The following is a 17,185-nucleotide window of genomic DNA, read 5'->3' on the forward strand; positions in this document are numbered from 1 at the left end:
TAAGTTGTATCAAAATTAGAAAATGGATGGTGACGATGTTAAATCCAAACGGCGACTTACAGCTACGATTACAACAGCAGCTACAACAGCGAGTAGAACAACAGATCAGCACAATTTATGCGGATATTAATTTATCCGTATCAATCGAAGTGCTGGCTGCAGAATTGATCAGCACAATGCGGCTAACCGATCAGTTTCATACGCCAACACCACAAATAAATCATTGGTCTGAAAAAGATACCATCTTGATAACTTACGGTGACAGTATCCTTAATCAGGATGAAAAACCGCTGCAGACATTGCACCATTTTCTACAAAGTTACTGCGCAGATACCATTAACAGTGTGCATATTTTGCCATTTTTTCCGTATAGCAGTGACGATGGTTTCTCGGTTATTGACTACGCCAGTGTGAACGATGCACTAGGTGATTGGGATGATATAAAACAGATAGCACAAAGCCATCATCTGATGTCTGATTTAGTCATCAACCACTGCTCTAGCCGCAGTAAATGGTTTGACAATTTCATCCGTGGTGAAGGTACTGGTTATGATTATTTTTATACCGCCTCAACCTATTCACTTTCAAACGCGACAGTCTCAGCTAATGGCGATAGCAGTACTGACCGTAACGGTATAGAAACCGTCGTGAGACCACGTACATCGCCCTTATTCAGGAACACAAAAACTGCCTCTGGCGAACAGCAAGTATGGTGCACCTTTAGTCATGACCAAGTCGACCTCGATTTTACCAATCCCAAGGTGCTCATCAATTTCGTGTCCATTATCCGTCAATACTTAGATAATGGCGTGAAGATATTCCGCCTCGATGCTATCGCCTTCTTGTGGAAGAAAGCAGGCACACCTTGCATTAACTTGCCCGAAACTCACGAGATGGTGCGCTTACTCCGAACCTTAATCGAACACGCGCGTCCAGACGCGGTGATCATTACTGAAACCAATATACCGAACAAAGAAAACCTCACCTATTTTGGTAATGGCAACGAAGCACACTGCATCTACAACTTTGCCCTACCGCCCTTGTTGGTAAATACGTTAATCACAGGTAATTGCCAATACTTAAAACAGTGGATGATGAGTATGCCACCAGCACAAAATGGTACGGCTTATTTTAACTTTATCGCCTCACACGACGGTATCGGCTTACGACCTACAGAAGGTTTATTGTCAGATCAAGAAATAAATCAATTAGTCACCACAATGCAAGAATTTGGTGGAAAAATATCTTGGCGAACAGTGACCGCAGACACTAAAAATACCGCGAATTCGAAGTCCGAAGAAGAGCGCAAGCCTTACGAGTTAAACATTACCTTATACGATGCACTAAAAGGAACAACAGCAGGTAAAGACGAATGGGGGCATGCACGTTTTATCTGTGCTCACACGATCATGCTCGCACTGGAAGGTATACCCGGGATCTACATTCACAGTTTACTGGGCACGAGTAATGATTATAAAAAATGTGAACACACCAGTCATAACCGTTCTATCAACCGACATCGCTGGTCACTTAATTCACTCACAGAACAACTTAATACTCCAGAAAGCCAACACGCTCGTTCATTACATGACATTAATCACCTGATCACATTAAGAACTGCGCAACCTGCGTTTCACCCAAACGCAACTCAATTCACCTTACAGTTAGGCGAACAGCTCTTTGGGTTTTGGCGACAAAGTATAGACCGTAGACAAAGCATATTTTGCATCAGTAATATTTCGAATACGCAACTTACATTACCGCTAGCCAATGTGAACTTAATCAGTAGCGATTTTTGGTATGATTTAATTACTGGCGATACTATCGAGGATATTAGCCAAATATTAACACTCAAACCCTACCAGACATTGTGGTTGAGTAACCGATAAATAAACATAATTTAATGCTAGGGTTACCTTACAGTAGCCCTATTATTGATAACATTTATTTAAATAACGAAGAGATAATGAGTGTTTTATAGGTCACCACCACCAAATCGAAAGCATAATAATAACAAAACAGTTAACCTTACAACTTTTAACTTCAAATTAACCACTCTCACAAATACATTCATTTACACCTTCAAATGCAACCTTCGATTGAAACCAAACTATTATTTAAGTATTTACACCAGTTAAAAAACGTTTCGATTGATGAATTTTCGAACGAATAAAAACTTTATTTGAACATTTTTACTTTCGAATAGTGATAATTGTATCTATGTCACAATTCGTTTATATAATCTCACCTATTATCTCGCCATCATTTAAGTTGCAAGAAGGTTAACAATGAAAAGATTGATTGCTCATCGTGGAATGTCATCACTGGCACCAGAAAATACATTAGCTGCATTTTCTTTATGTAAAGCACATAATATTCAGTGGTTCGAATGTGACGTTGATATTTTAAAAGACGGTACGATCATTGTTTCCCATGACGATACCTTAGATCGTTGCACCGATAAGAGCGGTCAATTATGTAAAATCAGTCATGACGATATCGATAATATCGATGCTGGTAGCTGGTTTGCAGATGAATTCATTGGTGAAAAACTACCGACTCTCCAAGAGCTAATTTCATTAGCAAATGAGCTTGAGCTAAACATGAATATCGAAATTAAATCATGTGCAGCAAGTGCAGAGCTTAGTTATACCCTCATTGATAATTTAATTGCTGGTTTGAAAGAGCTAAATCCTGAACGCGAATTAATCGTATCAAGCTTCAACCACCTTGCCCTAACCGAATTTAAACGTCGTAGCCCAAAAACCCAAGTTGCTTGTTTATTTGAAAGCCATACCTTGTGGGACGATTGGAACTCAATTTTAGATTGGTGTAACGCAGATTACATCCATCCAGAAGACAAAGGCTTAACGCAAGAAATGGTTCACAAATTTAAAGCCGCTGGTTTTAAAGTAAACGTGTGGACTGTCAACGATCTTGCGCGCGCTAATCAATTATTCAACTGGGGTGTTGACGGTATTTGTACCGATGTCGCCCATAAATTCCCATCAAAATACAAAGTGTTAGGTAATAAATAATGAGTTTATTAGGCAAAATTGGCTTCGACTCAAAAAACCGCTTTTACGGTTTCTTGACTGTCGTGCTATCAGGACAAATCATTTACTCTGCTTTCGAAGCATTTAAAGGTACGTTTTATAACTTACTGCTTGAAGTATTAAGTATCGATAATACACAGATGGGTATATTGTTTACCTTAATCGGGTCAGCAATGTTCTTCTACATTCCTGCTGGTTGGGTAAATAACCGTTTCTCTGTACGTTCGATTTTAATGACCAGTATGTGCATACGATTCTTAAGTATGATGGCTATCATCATCTTTCAACCTGAATTTACCTTCTTGATCGTCATTGCCGGACTTTGGGGTCTGGTTGACGCGATTTTCTGGCCAGCTGTTGTGAATGGCGTTAACTTAATGTCAGGCGATAACAACAAAGGTATGGCATTTGGTTTATTAGAGTCAATTCGTCGTGCAACAGAAATGAGCATGAACGCAATTATCGTTGGTATCATGGCGCTAGTGAGTGGTTCAATCTTGGTTTTCCAAGGTGCTATCGTATTCTATACCTTACTTATCCTGCCAATGATCTTCTGTGTATGGAAATTTGTACCAGACAATCAATTAGAAGTTAAAGCAGGCGAAAGTAAAAACAAAGCGGCATTACAAGGTTTAATCCATGTATTAAAAATGCCAACAGTATGGTTAGCTGCATTAACATCTCTGACTGTTTACTGGACTTACATTACGCTTATCTACACAGTGCCATACTTACAAGCTGTGTTTGGTTTAACAACTGCACAAGCGGCTATCTTCGGTATCATTAATACTGGTGCGATGGGTGTTGTTGCGGGGCTTGTTGCAGGCTCAATTGCTGACTTTGTGTTTAAATCATCGATTAAAATGATGTTGTGTGCATTGGGTCTTACGGTTATCTGTTTAGGTATTACAATTTTACTACCAAAATCAGCTGACATGTTAGTAATGAACATGATTCTACTAATGTGCTTCTCGTTTAGTATCTTCCTAGCAAAAGGCATCATCTTAGCGCCGATTGCTGAAGCCGGTGTACCGAAAGAATTCAGTGGCGCGGCGATGAGTGTTGGTTCATTCGCTGCGTATGCATCTGTATTCTGGGCTTACGCACTAAACGGTTGGATCATTGATACTTACCCTGCAATTGAAGCGTATCAAATGATCTTTGGTATTGGTCTGAGCGTATCAGCATTTGGTATGTTCACGGCGGTTTGTTTACTGCTATTAAAACGTAAACAAGCAGGTAATATCTCAACTGATGATGCAACACCAGCATAATCTAGATGAGTTAAGACGACCTAATTAGCGTCATCTAAACACTGTATAATACAAACAAAATAGCCGCATCAATTGCGGCTATTTTTTATTCTCAATAATAACACCTTTGTATAACGCTCTATTTGTCGCTATGCAGCCATCGCTATATGTACTGACGTTTGAATTAACAGTAATAACAGCACAAACAAAGACAGTGCAAACGCACGTAATCTATATGGCACATAGTTCGTCCCTACATGCACATAAGCGTGAATATATCTAAACACCACATAAGCCACTGACAGTCCAATAGCAAAACTATTCACTGCCCCAACCAACACGGTAATAATACACAAGCTATAGAACACCAAAGGCGATTCAAACTGATTATCTAAGTTATTAGATACTTGCACGACATCTTCTGGCCAAGCTTTATTATTCAACGCCGTTTTCTTAAAATCGACCGCCTTTGCTTTTATCGCTTTTGATTTACGTATTATCAACAAAATATACAGTAATACCACTAGCAATATATGCGCAAGTAACGGGTATAAAATACCGACTCCATCCATCTCTTTCTTCCTTTATTTTTATCACCTTTGACGAAAAATACTGTCCTTTAGGGCGGTGATGTAAGTCATTATTGCGTAGCAATAAGCACTCTGTGTTGTTATTAATATTGACATATTTGCACATAGAGTCTACGTTTAGAACTTAGTGCTGTATATGGATACAGTTATCTAAGGTGCTGGAAATTGAAACTTATTGCGTATAAATACAGGTTCTACCCAAACAATGAGCAGGTAACAATACTTGCTCATACATTTGGTTGTGTTCGTTTCGCTTANNAAGATGTGTAATGAATGTGGCTCGCTGTATTCAGGTGAGTGGTCATTAGCGATAAGAAACTGGTCTTGTTCGTGTGGTGCAACTCATGACAGAGATCATAACGCTGCTATCAATATTCACAATGAAGGGTTGAGGATAGCAGCTTAAATAATTTGTGACGGTAGGTAGTACCGACACATTAAATGCTTGTAAGAGGTTTTAGAAGTCTAAAGTGATTTAATATCACAATGCTTAAACCGTTGACGACAAGAATCACCTTGCTTTAGCTGGGTGAGCTTCAAATAAGCTGTTCCATTGTGTAAAATACCACCTGCCACATGTTTATTATCTTGTAAAAATAAATCAATATCTTGTTGTGTTGATTCACCTTTAGGTTCGACTAATTCTGTTCGTGCACAAATACAGATTTCAATTGTCATATTTTAGTCCTTTAGAATATGCTTTAAATATCTTCTAATGACTTTAACATAGGCAAAAAGTACTGGAGTATGGTTTCAGTTAATACTTCATCTCCTAACGCTTAACTATTCTTATCAATCTCATCCGCTTGCGTTTGTACTGCATATTGTAATTGTTCTTCTAGCGCATCATGCTCTGGCTTATCCTTGATCGACACACTCAATTCGCTGTCATCGAACACGTCAGAACATTGTAATATCTCGACCATGTTAGAAGCGATGTCAGGGACTGAATCAACCATAGTACTGGCAATATCGACCGCGTATTCTGGGATGGTTTCTGCAATTTGAGTAATGTACTCACTCACTGCCGTTTCAATATTCGCGGTGGTATCACCGGGTGTTGATTGTTCCGCTTCAATAAGATTAGCGATATACGCTTCGGCGACCACGTTCGATGACTCTGGTAGCGCTTCTGATACTGCTAAGGCTAACTCGGCAGACTGTTCAGGTGATACGTCTGTTAAACGGCTATACAGCTCGGTTGCTGTCTGTTCAGATGCGGCTGCAGCACGATCGACAGGACGCATTTCATCTAAAGAATTAGATAGATTGGTCATGTATTGATCGGTCATTTCTAGCAATTCTTCTTGGTGAGATTCAACCATATTTTCAGCCGCAACTTCCATTACATCAATACCGTTGTCTGGCATTGAGTTGGCGATGGCAACAATAATATTGGTAAATTGATCTGGACGTTCAGTGGTGATCCAGTCGACTAATTCTTCAGCTTGTTCTGGTGAGGCGTTGGTGAGTGCTTCGGCAATATGAATACTCATCTCTGGTGCGGCCGCTGTGATGGCGCGATACAGACGGCTAATATCAATTTCGTCAATGGTACTTAATGCAGCGGCTAAGTTTGAGGCATCATTTGGGTCGCGCATAGCTAAGGTTTTTGCCATGTTTACTGCGGCGGCTGGATTGTTAGCGGCCAAACTAATCGCCACTTCAACTTCTGTTGTTTGTTCAAAAGAAGGTTGTGCATACTGGGTTCGAGGATCCAGCTCTGATGCCACACCCGAGGGGGTTTGCATGATAAAGTTTTCTTGTTCATCGCGCGGTAATGCTGTCTGCTTGATCATATTACCGATGATCAAAGCCAGTAACGTAATGGCCGTAATGCTCACAAATGAAAATAATGCGGCACTGCCAAACATATTCATGGCGATCGACGCGAGATTGGGTCCCAGAATACTACCCAGTGCGTAAATGAGTAGTAAGGATCCCATTGCCGCGAGGATCTGCTCTCTTAACACTTTATCGAAGGTTTCTGACATGCTCATTGGGTAGAGGCAAGCGGTTAGCCCCATCACGATCGCAATCGTTAATAAGGTGAGATTAAATTGTGATGCACTAATCAGTTGCGGCACTAATAAAGACAATGCAGCGATGGTTAGTACCATACAGAACATGGTTTTACGACGGTCAAAACGGTCGGATAAATAGGCGATCGGATATTGGAAAATAATAGCCCCAAAGATAGATGCCCCCATAAAGATGGATAAATTGAAACCTTGAATACCATTATCACTGGCAAAGATAGGTAACATGTTGACTAAACCTGCATACAGAAACCCGCCATAAAAACAACCGATCACCCCGAGCGGTGACAGTTTTATAATGGTCATTAAGGACATGGATTGACTGTCTTCCATCTGCGGACCTTGATGTTTACTGATCACCATGGGGGTTATAGAAAGACTAAATAGAATACCGGAGATAACAAACAAAGTGACATCGGTGACCGGTGCCACGTTTAACAAAAATTGCCCAGAGAAAAGCGCAGACATGATCACCATCTGGTTAATCGATAATATTCGGCCACGGCTTTCTTCTGTGGCGCTATGGCTTAACCAGCTATCGAGTGTGGCATTGGCACAGGCCATACAAAATCCCGTAAGCATACGCATTACGGCTAACATTAATGGCTCTGGATACAGGCCAGAAAGCAAGATCGCCACTGAGGTTAAGCTACCGCACATGGCAAATATACGAATGTGGCCAACCCGCTGTAATAGTGTTCGACTATAGATAGCACCAAGTAAAAAACCCACAGACAGCATAGATAAGATGATACCTATGTTATCGACGCTGATACCGTCATTTTGCATGCGTACAGGTAATAAAATGTTACTCAAACCATAACCAAGCATGAGCAAGAAGCCACTGATTAGCAGTAATATGAAGGGTTTAAGGGTCATGACCACGGGCGTATTCTCTTCTTTATTTAATCTAAAATTGTTTTTTAATAATTCCTGTAAGCTTTATAACATATAACTAACAAATGATGGCATCAGATTACGTCTTTGTGTAAATATTTTCACGCCTCTAAAAATGCTGTACACTTAACCAGTCTTAAACTACTTTTTCTGGTTGATTTTGTCTGCTACATATCTGGGTTTTTTATTATCGCGCCATAGCCGTGATCGTAATGGTAACAATGAATTAAGCTACTGGTTAGCATCTGAAATGGGTGCGGTTAAACTGATCCCGGCAACCCAGCCGCTGGTGATGTTCATTCCCCAAGATCAACTCACGACAGCATTAGCTTGTTTAAGTGAATTGAATCCGCGTTTTACTTATAAAGATCTGAAAATGCGCAGTTTTGATTTAGAATTCATGAGTGCCTTTTATTTCCGTACTTCGCATGATTACCATCGCGCACAAGAGTTATTAAGACGTAAGCTGGTTACGGTATTAGAAGCCGATATTCGCCCAGCAGAACGTTACTTAATGGAGCGTTTTGTTAAAGGGGCTATCGAGTTTACGGGTACGCCTGTGCAGCGTAAAGGTTATGTGGAATTTCAACAAGCACAGCTTAAACCAGCGGAACTGCCAGATAACTTAGTTGACAAAATTAAACAGATCTCACTGGATATCGAATGTTCAGAACACGGTGAGCTTTACTCAATTGGTTTGTATTCATTAAGCCCTGCGTATTGCCCAGACGGCCAACCCTTTAAACGTGTCTATATGATTGGGGAAGCACCTGATCGCGATTTACCTCAGGATCCTGAAAGCGACCTTTTAATCCATTGGGTTGCCGACGAAAAAAGTTTATTACTGGCACTGCAAGCCTTTGTGATCAGTTACGATCCTGACATTTTTATCGGTTGGAATGTAATTAATTTTGATTTCCGTTTATTAGCTCAGCGCGCCACATTTCATAATCTTAAATTAGCGCTGGGTCGAGGTGGGCAAAACCTGCATTGGCGAGATGGTCGCACACCACAACAGCAAGGCTTTTTAACCTTACATGGTCGGGTAGTGGTTGATGGCATTGATAGTCTAAAAACCGCAACCTATAATTTCCCAAGCTTTAGTTTAGAAAATGTGGCACAAGAAATACTCGGTGTTGGTAAAGATACTGACGATGTAGATAATCGCATGGAACAGATCAACCACGACTTTCATTTTAACAAGGTAAAACTGGCAAAATACAACCTACAAGATTGCGTATTAGTGTGGGATATTTTTGTTAAAACCCGTTTGTTGGATTTTTTGTTATTACGCTCGCAGTTAACGGGATTAGAATTAGATCGTAACGGTGGCTCGGTGCTGGCGTTTACCAATGTATACCTGCCTAAGTTACATCGTGCGGGTTATATTGCCCCGAATCTACGTGAGAGTGGAGTACTGGCAAGTCCTGGTGGTTACGTGATGGACTCATTCCCAGGCTTGTATGACCATGTGATCGTACTGGATTTTAAAAGTCTGTATCCGTCGATTATTCGCACATTCAAAATTGATCCGGTTGGGTTGTTAGAAGGGGTTCAAAACCCTACGGAGGCCATCCCCGGTTTCCGTGGTGGTTTGTTTAATCGAGATAAACATTATCTGCCCGATATTATTACTGAACTGTGGGCGCAGCGTGATCAAGCTAAACTCGATAAAGATGCCGCCCGTTCACAGGCCATTAAGATTTTAATGAATTCGTTTTATGGTGTGTTAGGGTCGGGCGGGTGTCGTTTTTATGATACCCGATTAGCCTCGTCGATCACCATGCGTGGGCAAGAGATCATGCAGACCACTGCAAAATGGATCGAAGAACAGGGCTATAAGGTGATTTATGGCGATACTGATTCTACCTTTGTGTTACTCGATGCGGCTAAATTTACCGACGGTTATAGTGGGTCGTCAGCTGATCGCGGTTTACAAGCCGACCGCATGGGCGCAGAGCTGTCGGCGTATATTAACCAACAATGGCAGCAACTATTACGTGAAGATTACGATATCGATTGTTTCTTAGATATTGAATACGAAGTGCATTATCACAAATTCTTAATGCCCACCATCCGGGGTTTGGATAAAGGCAGTAAAAAACGCTATGCCGGATTAGTGCATACTAAAGACGGGGAAAAGCTGATCTTCAAAGGCTTGGAAACCGTACGCACCGATTGGACAGACTTAGCCAAGATGTTCCAGATGGAGTTATACCATCGGGTATTCCATAATATTGCGGTCGAAGATTACGTGTTGGAAATTGTAGAAAAGACGTTAGCCGGTGAGTTTAACGACAAGCTGGTTTACCGTAAACGTTTACGCCAAGAATTAGCGCTATATGTGAAAAACGTGCCGCCACACGTAAAAGCTGCGCGCGCCGCAGATGAACATAACCGTCAATTAGGGCAACCGTTACGTTATCAGCACAAAGCGTGGATCAGTTATGTGTTAACCCTGAGTGGACCTGAAGCTGTCGAGCATCAACATTCGGTATTAGATTTTGAGCATTACATTGAAAAACAAATTAAACCTATTGCCGATGGTATCTTGCCCTTTATTGGCTTGAGTTTTGATTTGATAACCGATCAACAAATGGGATTATTTTAATCTCGCTACTACTTCCCCTGACAGTACTTTACCCGCCTTTGTGAAACGTATCCTGACATATTAAGACAAACTGGTTTATCTTAATATGTTATGAATTCATTAATATTAGTTATGCTCACTATAAATGGCCGCTAATTGCTTTGACATAATATCGGCAATTTTAGGTTGTGCAGTGCGGTTAGGGTGAATACCGTCGTTTTGCATGAGACTTGGATCAAGCACGATCTGCTCCATGAAAAATGGTAACACGGTAATGTCTTTTTCACTGCCAACCTGCGTAAATACATCGGTAAACATTTTGCTGTAGCGTGGACCATAATTAGGTGGAATACGAATATTCATCACATACACAGGAATATTCTGCGCGTGTGCTAGCTCTACCATTTTAGTCAGATTGTTCTTGATTAACTTGGGTGGAAAGCCACGTAAACCGTCGTTAGCACCGAGTTCGATGATCAGTGTATCAATTGATTGCTTGGCCAAAATACCTGGTAACCGAGACAGGCCGCCAGCGGTAGTCTCACCACTGATACTGGCATTGATAATGTTATACGGGGCATTTTGCTTTACTAACTGTTGATTAAGCAGGGTTACCCAGCCTTCACTTTGTGTCATACCATAACTGGCACTAAGGCTGTCACCCAATAACAAAATTTTATGGTTAGCTGTGGCATGTGCTACAGGTAACAAGGTAACCATCAATAATAATACTTTAAAGGCATTTTTAAACATGAAGCTAAATTCCGACGTTATATTAAAAGTAAGTGCCTTAACTAAATCAGTTAAAACAGAGGCTAAAACCCTCGATATATTACATCCGATGGATTTAACTGTGGTAGCAGGTGATTCATTAGCGATTGTTGGTGCGTCTGGCTCAGGTAAGTCTACCCTATTGTCTATTATAGCGGGGCTAGATTTACCTTCGAGTGGTGAAGTTTTTCTTAAAAATCAGCCATTGCACCAATTCAATGAAGAACAACGCAGTGCGGTTCGTGCGAAACATGTTGGTTTTATTTTTCAGCAGTTCTTACTTATTAATAGCTTAACAGCATTGGAAAATATCATGTTACCGGCTGAGTTAGCGGGTATGGATAATCCCGAACAATTAGCGCGTGAATTATTAGCCAAAGTTGATTTAGCCGACAGAGCAGAGCATTACCCGTCACAATTGTCGGGTGGTGAACAGCAGCGCGTGGCGATTGCCCGTGCCTTTATTTCTAAACCCGATATCTTATTTGCCGATGAGCCAACGGGTAACTTAGACACCAAAACGGGATTACACATTGCTGAGTTATTGTTTGAAATTAACAAGCAAGAGGGAACCACCTTGATCTTAGTGACCCATGATCCTAAATTGGCCGCGCGTTGCCAGCGTCAAGTGATCATGGACAGTGGCCAGTTAACAGAAGCGAATGTAGAGCCTTTGGTTGTGGAGTCTTTCGTTGCAGAGCCTTTAGCGACAAAACAGCCGTTAAGTGAGTCGTTATGAGTTATTGGCGTAACCATTCCCTGCGTTTATTAAAACACGAGTTAAAACGCGGTGAACTGACTATTATCTTGCTGGCGATCGTATTAGCTGTGTCTGCTGTATTTGCTTTGTCTGGTTTTTCTAGTCGTGTTAAACAAGCATTAACCGCCGAGAGTAGTACCTTTATTGCAGCGGATCGAGTATTGGATACCGGCAGTGTTATTGATCCTGCGGTATTAGCCAAAGCGTCCAGTTTGGCGTTAATCCAAGCCCAGCAGATACAAATGTCATCGATGGTATTCACTGATGATCAGATGGCGCTGGCGGCCTTATCAGCGGTGTCGGATACCTATCCATTACGCGGTGAATTATTGGTAAGTCCGTCGTTAGATACCTCACAAGCGGTTGCGGCTAATTCACCGAAATCCGGTGAAGCTTGGTTAGAAGCGAAAGGATTAAGACAGTTAGGCATTAAGCTTGGCGATAGCATTGAAGTCGGCGTCATGCGCTTTAAAGTCACTGGGGTGATCACGCAAATACCGGATGCGTCGTTTAGTGTGTTTAGTTCTGGTCCTGTGGTGTTTATTAATACTCAAGATGTACAGCGAACCGAGCTTATTCAACCGGGTAGTCGACTAAGTTATAAATACCTGTTCGCCGGAGAAACCGACAATATCACCGAATTTGAGCAATGGTTCAAACCACAGTTGACTGATAACCAGCGTTGGTATGATATCAAATCACAAAATTCACCCTTGGCGAGAGCGCTAACTAAAGCGGATAAATACTTGTCATTAGCCAGTATGCTGGGCATTGTTTTAGCCTCTGTTGCAGTTGCGGTCGCAAGTCGTCGTTATAGTCAGCGTCATCAATCTGTGGTGGCGGTGTTTAAAGCCATGGGCGCATCCAAACGTTATGTGACTAAACTGTATTGCCTACATTGGTCGCTATTGAGTGTACTGAGTATCAGTTTAGGGCTAATTGTGGGTTATCTGATATTGAATATTGGTTTGTATGCTATGCGCGATTATCTTGATACCTCGACGACGGGTAATATGGCGTATCCTTTCGTAGTCGCGATTGTTACGGGCATTATTTGCGCTGTGGCTTTTGCTATCACGCCATTAAGAGAGTTAGTAAATACTTCGCCTATGACCCTGTTACGCGGTCGTGATAGTGGCTCTGAAAATAGTTTGCTGACGAGGTTAATGAGTCCGCTACCTGCGTTGTTCGCTATTTTTACGCTGCTGTATTTGTTTAGCCAAGATGCCGTGCTAAGTGCGGCGTTATTAATTGGCGGTATGCTGGTGGCATTCGTACTGCTCGTTATTGGTCGTTTGTTTATGTCTGCGGGACGTTCTGCGGGCAGTAAGGCAGGCACATCTTGGCATTTAGCATTAGCCAATTTGAAACGTCGTGCTAATGAAAATTCGGTGCAATTGATTAGCTTTACCATCGCTATTCAACTGCTATTGATTATTGTGGTCATGAAGAATGGCCTCATTGATGACTGGCAGAAGCAATTACCGGATAACAGTGCCAATCGATTTTTAGTCAATATTACTGCCAGCCAAGTCGAGCAGGTAGACAATTTTGTTGATGCGTTAGGCATTGAATCCAGCGGTCTATTTCCCGTTGTTCGTGGACGCTTAACCAAAATTAATGATGACCAAGTGACCAAACGTGTGAGTAAAGAAGAAACCAAGTCTGCTGATAATGGCCGTCGTGGTGTGGGCCGAGAGTTAAACCTGACTTGGCGTGATGTGATCCCTTATGAAAATAGTTTAATTGCTGGAAGCTGGTGGCAACCAGAAGATACCCGCGCGTTAGTGTCTATCGAATCGACATTAGCAGATAAGTTAGATGTCGCTATCGGGGATAACTTAACTTTCCAATTGGGCAGTGAAGAAGTACAAGTGATGGTGAGCAGTATTCGTAAAGTGAATTGGCAAACGCTGCAACCTAACTTTTACATGATTTTTAACCAGCATGTGCTAGCTGATTTCCCTGCAACTTATATTTCATCGTTATATGTACCAGATGATGCAACTGATGCTTTGCAGGATTTTTTGAGCCAGTATCCGACCATTACCTTAATTGATGTGGACGCCATTATTACCCAGCTAAGAAGTGTGATAGGGCAAGTCTCTATTGCCATTGAGTTTATTTTGGTGCTGGTGGTACTGGCTGGCAGCTTAGTATTAGTGGCGCAGGTACAAGCCAGTATGGAAGAGCGTGAACGAGAGCTCGCTATCTTACGCACGCTTGGTGCAAGTGGTCGATTACTTCGTAATAGTGTGTTATTTGAATTTGTAGCCTTAGGCGCGTTAGCTGGACTGATGGCGAGTATTGCTATGGAGCTGGGCGTGTATATTTTACAAAGTCGTATCTTCGAGATGCCAGGAACTTTCCATTTTCAGTATTGGTTGTTAGGGATTGGTGCAGGTGCGGGCTTTGTTGGTCTGATTGGTTTGCTTAGTTGTTGGCGTTTATTAAATATGTCGAGTGTGACGCTAATTAGACGGACCATGTAGTTTTAGCTAATTTAACATAGAAGCAGAACCATAATGCCCAAGGTGATTCTGCTTCTATATTAGTTATCTTGCGTTTTGTATTTTAATATTTATGCTTTTATTTGGACGTGAAAGTATCAATAATGCAGGGATTGCAGCGAGTGCGACATACAGGCCAACAAACGCAAACCCTTTTGGAATTAATAAGCCAATGATGAGCGGCGTTGCCCCACCAAATAATGATAATGCGATGTTATAGCCAAAACCGAGCGAAATAATATCACCTTCGGATTCTTGCCATAACACTGCAGCTAGATTTCCTAATAGCGCACCTGAAATAAGTGTAAATAGGAAAATTGAAATTCCCATGTAAACCTGATTACCGCTTGAAAGTAGCAAGAATAATGGGATAGAGCAGAGAGCTAATGCGATACTCGAAAAACGAAACACTTGTGTTACAGAGCTATATTTATCGGTGAAGTAACCTACGAATGCTATTATTGATAATAATAACATTGAGTTAATTAAAGGTAGGTCTTCAATTTTTAACTCTTCGCCAATCATTTTACTGGCAAAGTTTTGGGTGTAAAAAATTACAGCGCCAATAATTGTCACCATAAATATACGTAAAATTAATCGTGAACGCTGCATTGGTTGAATAACCGTTTTAACGGGTGGAAATGCTGGTAGAGACAAACGGAAATACAGGCTCATTAGTGTATTTAAGACACCCACTAATAATGGTAATCGCCAACCATAGTCATTCATTTCTTCAACTGTTAACAGCTGATTTAAGGCGTAAACGACAATTAATGACATGACAACACCGGCTAATGAGCTGGCGACAATTAGACTGCTTGTTTTGGATTTGTCTGCTTGGTCAGTGCCTTGATGTAAATATGATATCAAGGTTGGGTATTCACCACCGAAGCTAAATGCTTGTACAATTTGCAGTAATAAAAAGGCGACAACGATATATTTCCCAAGTGCTTCAACCGGCATGAACGCCATACTCAGGGTGGCAAGTCCAATCATTAAGTTAGTTAATATTAATGCTGAACGTACGCCGTGGTTTTTAGCATAATGACCAATAACTAGCCCACCTAGTGGTCGAACTAAAAATCGTAACGCAAATATTCCCCACACTACGTACTCGGCGTGTTCAACCCCCTGATGGGAAAATAAGACTGAAATAAAGCCTGAAATTGAGGCGAAAACCGCAATATCATAAAACTCTAATGCATTACCAGTGACAGCACCAATTTTTTGTTTCCATGTTAATCTGATCATATTATTCCTTTCATTCCATTATTAATGTTAAGCACTTCAATTTGATTGCCATCTGGGTCGTAGCAGAAAAAATAATTAAACGAGCCGAGTCGAGCTTGTTTAATAGGGGTTACGGTTGTCGTTGTAGATAATGTTTGGTGCATCTTTATTAAGTCATCGACTTCAATTGCTAAATGACGAATGCCAATGGCTTTTAGATAGATCAAGTCTTCGTGAGTTTTAGCTGATACAACATCAGTAAAAGTAAACAATTCAATATGTGTGTTTCGGCTTTGCAGCAATACGATTGTGCACTGTTCATCTTGAAAATCTTGATTAATGATAAAACCAAACTGGCGATAAAATGCGAGGCTGGCGGTCAGTGAAGCGCATGTTATTGAGACATGATGTAGGCGTCCAGACATGCTAGGGTTACTCCCTGTATTCTTAGTGCGTTAAATAAGAAGGATAAAGGTAAGTTCGCACAATTGAATTTCTCTTTAATGACGTTCACGCGCTTCCGTTCATTTGCTTCACTGCAATGCTGGTAACGTGCGATTTCTTTAATGCTTTTTAGTTCGAGTAAGAGATGAATTGTAGCCATTTCTTTGGGCGTTAAAGTTACATCCCCAAACTGTATTTTATTCGAGTTTGCAATATGGAACGTCGGTAGCGGGTTTATGTTGCTGAAGTTATGATTGAACATAGGCAAAGTAGTGTCTTTAGCATTTAACCAAAGTTGATTTGCCACTTTACTGACCTGGGGCTTGAGTTGACCAAGCTCCATAATAGTTGATGAGGATAAATTTTTATTAGAGCTAAATGAAAAGAGCTCAAAATAATCTGCGTGCTGAGTGCAAATATCGATTTTATTTGAGCTATGCAGATATTTTTTTGAAATGTTACTGTGATCATCGCTAAATGTATTCCATAAATGGACGCCATGATGAAGCCGTTCATCTAGGCTACGATAAAGGCCTGATTCCCAATATTGTAAATGCCATTCATATCTCGTTGATAAGGTTAAAACCGTACGTTTTTTAATATTGATGATAGAAAAACTTATCTGTTCTTTACTACCCTTGTACGTAAATTTTTCTGCAAAACTTTGACATTGTTTTTCGCTATCTAAATTATGTACATCCAAGACCGCATCCCTAAATCTAATCACTTTGGGATAGAGAATACCCATAAACCTGAGTTAATAACACTAAAATATACATAAAAAGTAATATTTTTAGTATTCAGTATTTACATCTCATAACATGCGCTGGAATTCATTAACATATTTTCATAGTTAAGTATAGGTATAATTTATACCACTGTTAAACTATCTAATTATTGGTACTATTCGTTTTAGTTAATGAATTTAACACTGTGTCCAATTAAAAAAAAGGTGAAGGGAAATTTATGACTTTCTATTATTATGCATTATTGGCTGTATTTATGCTGTTCATGCCTTGCTTGTTTTTTTTTAATAGCATTATTA

Annotated in this window: 15 protein-coding genes; 8 read left to right on the forward strand and 7 right to left on the reverse strand. The window is 40.7% G+C overall.

Annotated features, from left to right (window positions below; genetic code table 11):
• Positions 1 to 35 precede the first annotated feature (35 nt).
• The 3 genes from AKG98_RS15475 (at position 36) to AKG98_RS15485 (ending at position 4,330) form a co-directional block, all read left to right on the forward strand.
• Entirely contained in the window at positions 36 to 1,889 is a 1,854-nt protein-coding gene (locus AKG98_RS15475) for a sugar phosphorylase (protein WP_067047757.1), read from the forward strand.
• Between the two features lie 399 nt (positions 1,890 to 2,288).
• Positions 2,289 to 3,038, forward strand: a complete 750-nt coding sequence (locus AKG98_RS15480) for a glycerophosphoryl diester phosphodiesterase (protein WP_067047760.1) — start codon at positions 2,289 to 2,291, stop codon at positions 3,036 to 3,038.
• Positions 3,038 to 4,330 (forward strand): MFS transporter, encoded by a 1,293-nt coding sequence (locus tag AKG98_RS15485; RefSeq protein WP_067047766.1) that lies wholly within the window; start codon positions 3,038 to 3,040, stop codon positions 4,328 to 4,330. The genes AKG98_RS15480 and AKG98_RS15485 overlap by 1 nt, the downstream gene beginning before the upstream one ends.
• A gap of 128 nt (positions 4,331 to 4,458) precedes the next feature.
• On the opposite strand, the gene AKG98_RS15490 is transcribed toward AKG98_RS15485, so the two are convergent.
• Positions 4,459 to 4,881 carry an MAPEG family protein gene (locus tag AKG98_RS15490; protein WP_067047769.1) on the reverse strand — a complete coding sequence of 141 codons (423 nt, stop codon included), beginning with the start codon at positions 4,879 to 4,881 and terminating at the stop codon, positions 4,459 to 4,461.
• Between the two features lie 183 nt (positions 4,882 to 5,064).
• Here AKG98_RS15490 and AKG98_RS21955 point away from each other — a divergent pair, with 183 nt between their 5' ends.
• Together AKG98_RS21955 and AKG98_RS23025 are read left to right on the forward strand one after the other, a co-directional pair.
• Positions 5,065 to 5,169, forward strand: a complete 105-nt coding sequence (locus tag AKG98_RS21955; RefSeq protein ID WP_083543984.1) for a helix-turn-helix domain-containing protein — start codon at positions 5,065 to 5,067, stop codon at positions 5,167 to 5,169.
• Positions 5,162 to 5,305 carry a zinc ribbon domain-containing protein gene (locus AKG98_RS23025; protein WP_369814928.1) on the forward strand — a complete coding sequence of 48 codons (144 nt, stop codon included), beginning with the start codon at positions 5,162 to 5,164 and terminating at the stop codon, positions 5,303 to 5,305. Before AKG98_RS21955 ends, AKG98_RS23025 begins: the two co-directional genes overlap by 8 nt.
• A gap of 59 nt (positions 5,306 to 5,364) precedes the next feature.
• On the opposite strand, the gene AKG98_RS15495 is transcribed toward AKG98_RS23025, so the two are convergent.
• Together AKG98_RS15495 and AKG98_RS15500 are read right to left on the reverse strand one after the other, a co-directional pair.
• Positions 5,365 to 5,577 (reverse strand): hypothetical protein, encoded by a 213-nt coding sequence (locus tag AKG98_RS15495; protein WP_067047771.1) that lies wholly within the window; start codon positions 5,575 to 5,577, stop codon positions 5,365 to 5,367.
• Between the two features lie 101 nt (positions 5,578 to 5,678).
• Positions 5,679 to 7,817, reverse strand: a complete 2,139-nt coding sequence (locus AKG98_RS15500; RefSeq protein WP_083543985.1) for an MFS transporter — start codon at positions 7,815 to 7,817, stop codon at positions 5,679 to 5,681.
• A 178-nt stretch (positions 7,818 to 7,995) separates the two neighbouring features.
• Between AKG98_RS15500 and AKG98_RS15505 the strand changes: the two genes are divergently transcribed.
• On the forward strand, positions 7,996 to 10,446 hold the full coding sequence (locus tag AKG98_RS15505; protein ID WP_067047775.1) for a DNA polymerase II: 2,451 nt from the start codon (positions 7,996 to 7,998) through the stop codon (positions 10,444 to 10,446).
• Positions 10,447 to 10,551: 105 nt separating this feature from the next.
• On the opposite strand, the gene AKG98_RS15510 is transcribed toward AKG98_RS15505, so the two are convergent.
• Positions 10,552 to 11,178 carry an arylesterase gene (locus tag AKG98_RS15510; RefSeq protein WP_067047777.1) on the reverse strand — a complete coding sequence of 209 codons (627 nt, stop codon included), beginning with the start codon at positions 11,176 to 11,178 and terminating at the stop codon, positions 10,552 to 10,554.
• Between AKG98_RS15510 and AKG98_RS15515 the strand changes: the two genes are divergently transcribed.
• Positions 11,177 to 11,935: an ABC transporter ATP-binding protein gene (locus tag AKG98_RS15515; RefSeq protein ID WP_067047780.1), complete on the forward strand. Its 759-nt coding sequence runs from the start codon at positions 11,177 to 11,179 to the stop codon at positions 11,933 to 11,935. The genes AKG98_RS15510 and AKG98_RS15515 overlap by 2 nt on opposite strands.
• A complete protein-coding gene (locus AKG98_RS15520; RefSeq protein ID WP_067047784.1) occupies positions 11,932 to 14,448 on the forward strand; it encodes an ABC transporter permease in 2,517 nt (838 codons plus the stop codon). Before AKG98_RS15515 ends, AKG98_RS15520 begins: the two co-directional genes overlap by 4 nt.
• A 63-nt stretch (positions 14,449 to 14,511) precedes the next feature.
• Here AKG98_RS15520 and AKG98_RS15525 read toward each other — a convergent pair whose 3' ends face one another.
• Genes AKG98_RS15525 through AKG98_RS15535 form a run of 3 tightly spaced genes read right to left on the reverse strand, consistent with a single transcriptional unit; the run spans position 14,512 to position 16,843 of the window.
• On the reverse strand, positions 14,512 to 15,717 hold the full coding sequence (locus AKG98_RS15525) for an MFS transporter (protein ID WP_198155548.1): 1,206 nt from the start codon (positions 15,715 to 15,717) through the stop codon (positions 14,512 to 14,514).
• The gene (locus tag AKG98_RS15530) at positions 15,714 to 16,121 is read right to left on the reverse strand and encodes a VOC family protein (protein ID WP_067047787.1); all 408 of its coding nucleotides are present in this window, start codon (positions 16,119 to 16,121) and stop codon (positions 15,714 to 15,716) included. The genes AKG98_RS15525 and AKG98_RS15530 overlap by 4 nt, the downstream gene beginning before the upstream one ends.
• The gene (locus AKG98_RS15535) at positions 16,091 to 16,843 is read right to left on the reverse strand and encodes a hypothetical protein (RefSeq protein WP_157534148.1); all 753 of its coding nucleotides are present in this window, start codon (positions 16,841 to 16,843) and stop codon (positions 16,091 to 16,093) included. The genes AKG98_RS15530 and AKG98_RS15535 overlap by 31 nt, the downstream gene beginning before the upstream one ends.
• Between the last annotated feature and the right edge of the window lie 342 nt (positions 16,844 to 17,185).

Origin of the sequence: Moritella sp. JT01 (genome assembly GCF_001574435.1) — a bacterium.
In the GTDB taxonomy this organism is placed as follows: domain Bacteria; phylum Pseudomonadota; class Gammaproteobacteria; order Enterobacterales; family Moritellaceae; genus Moritella.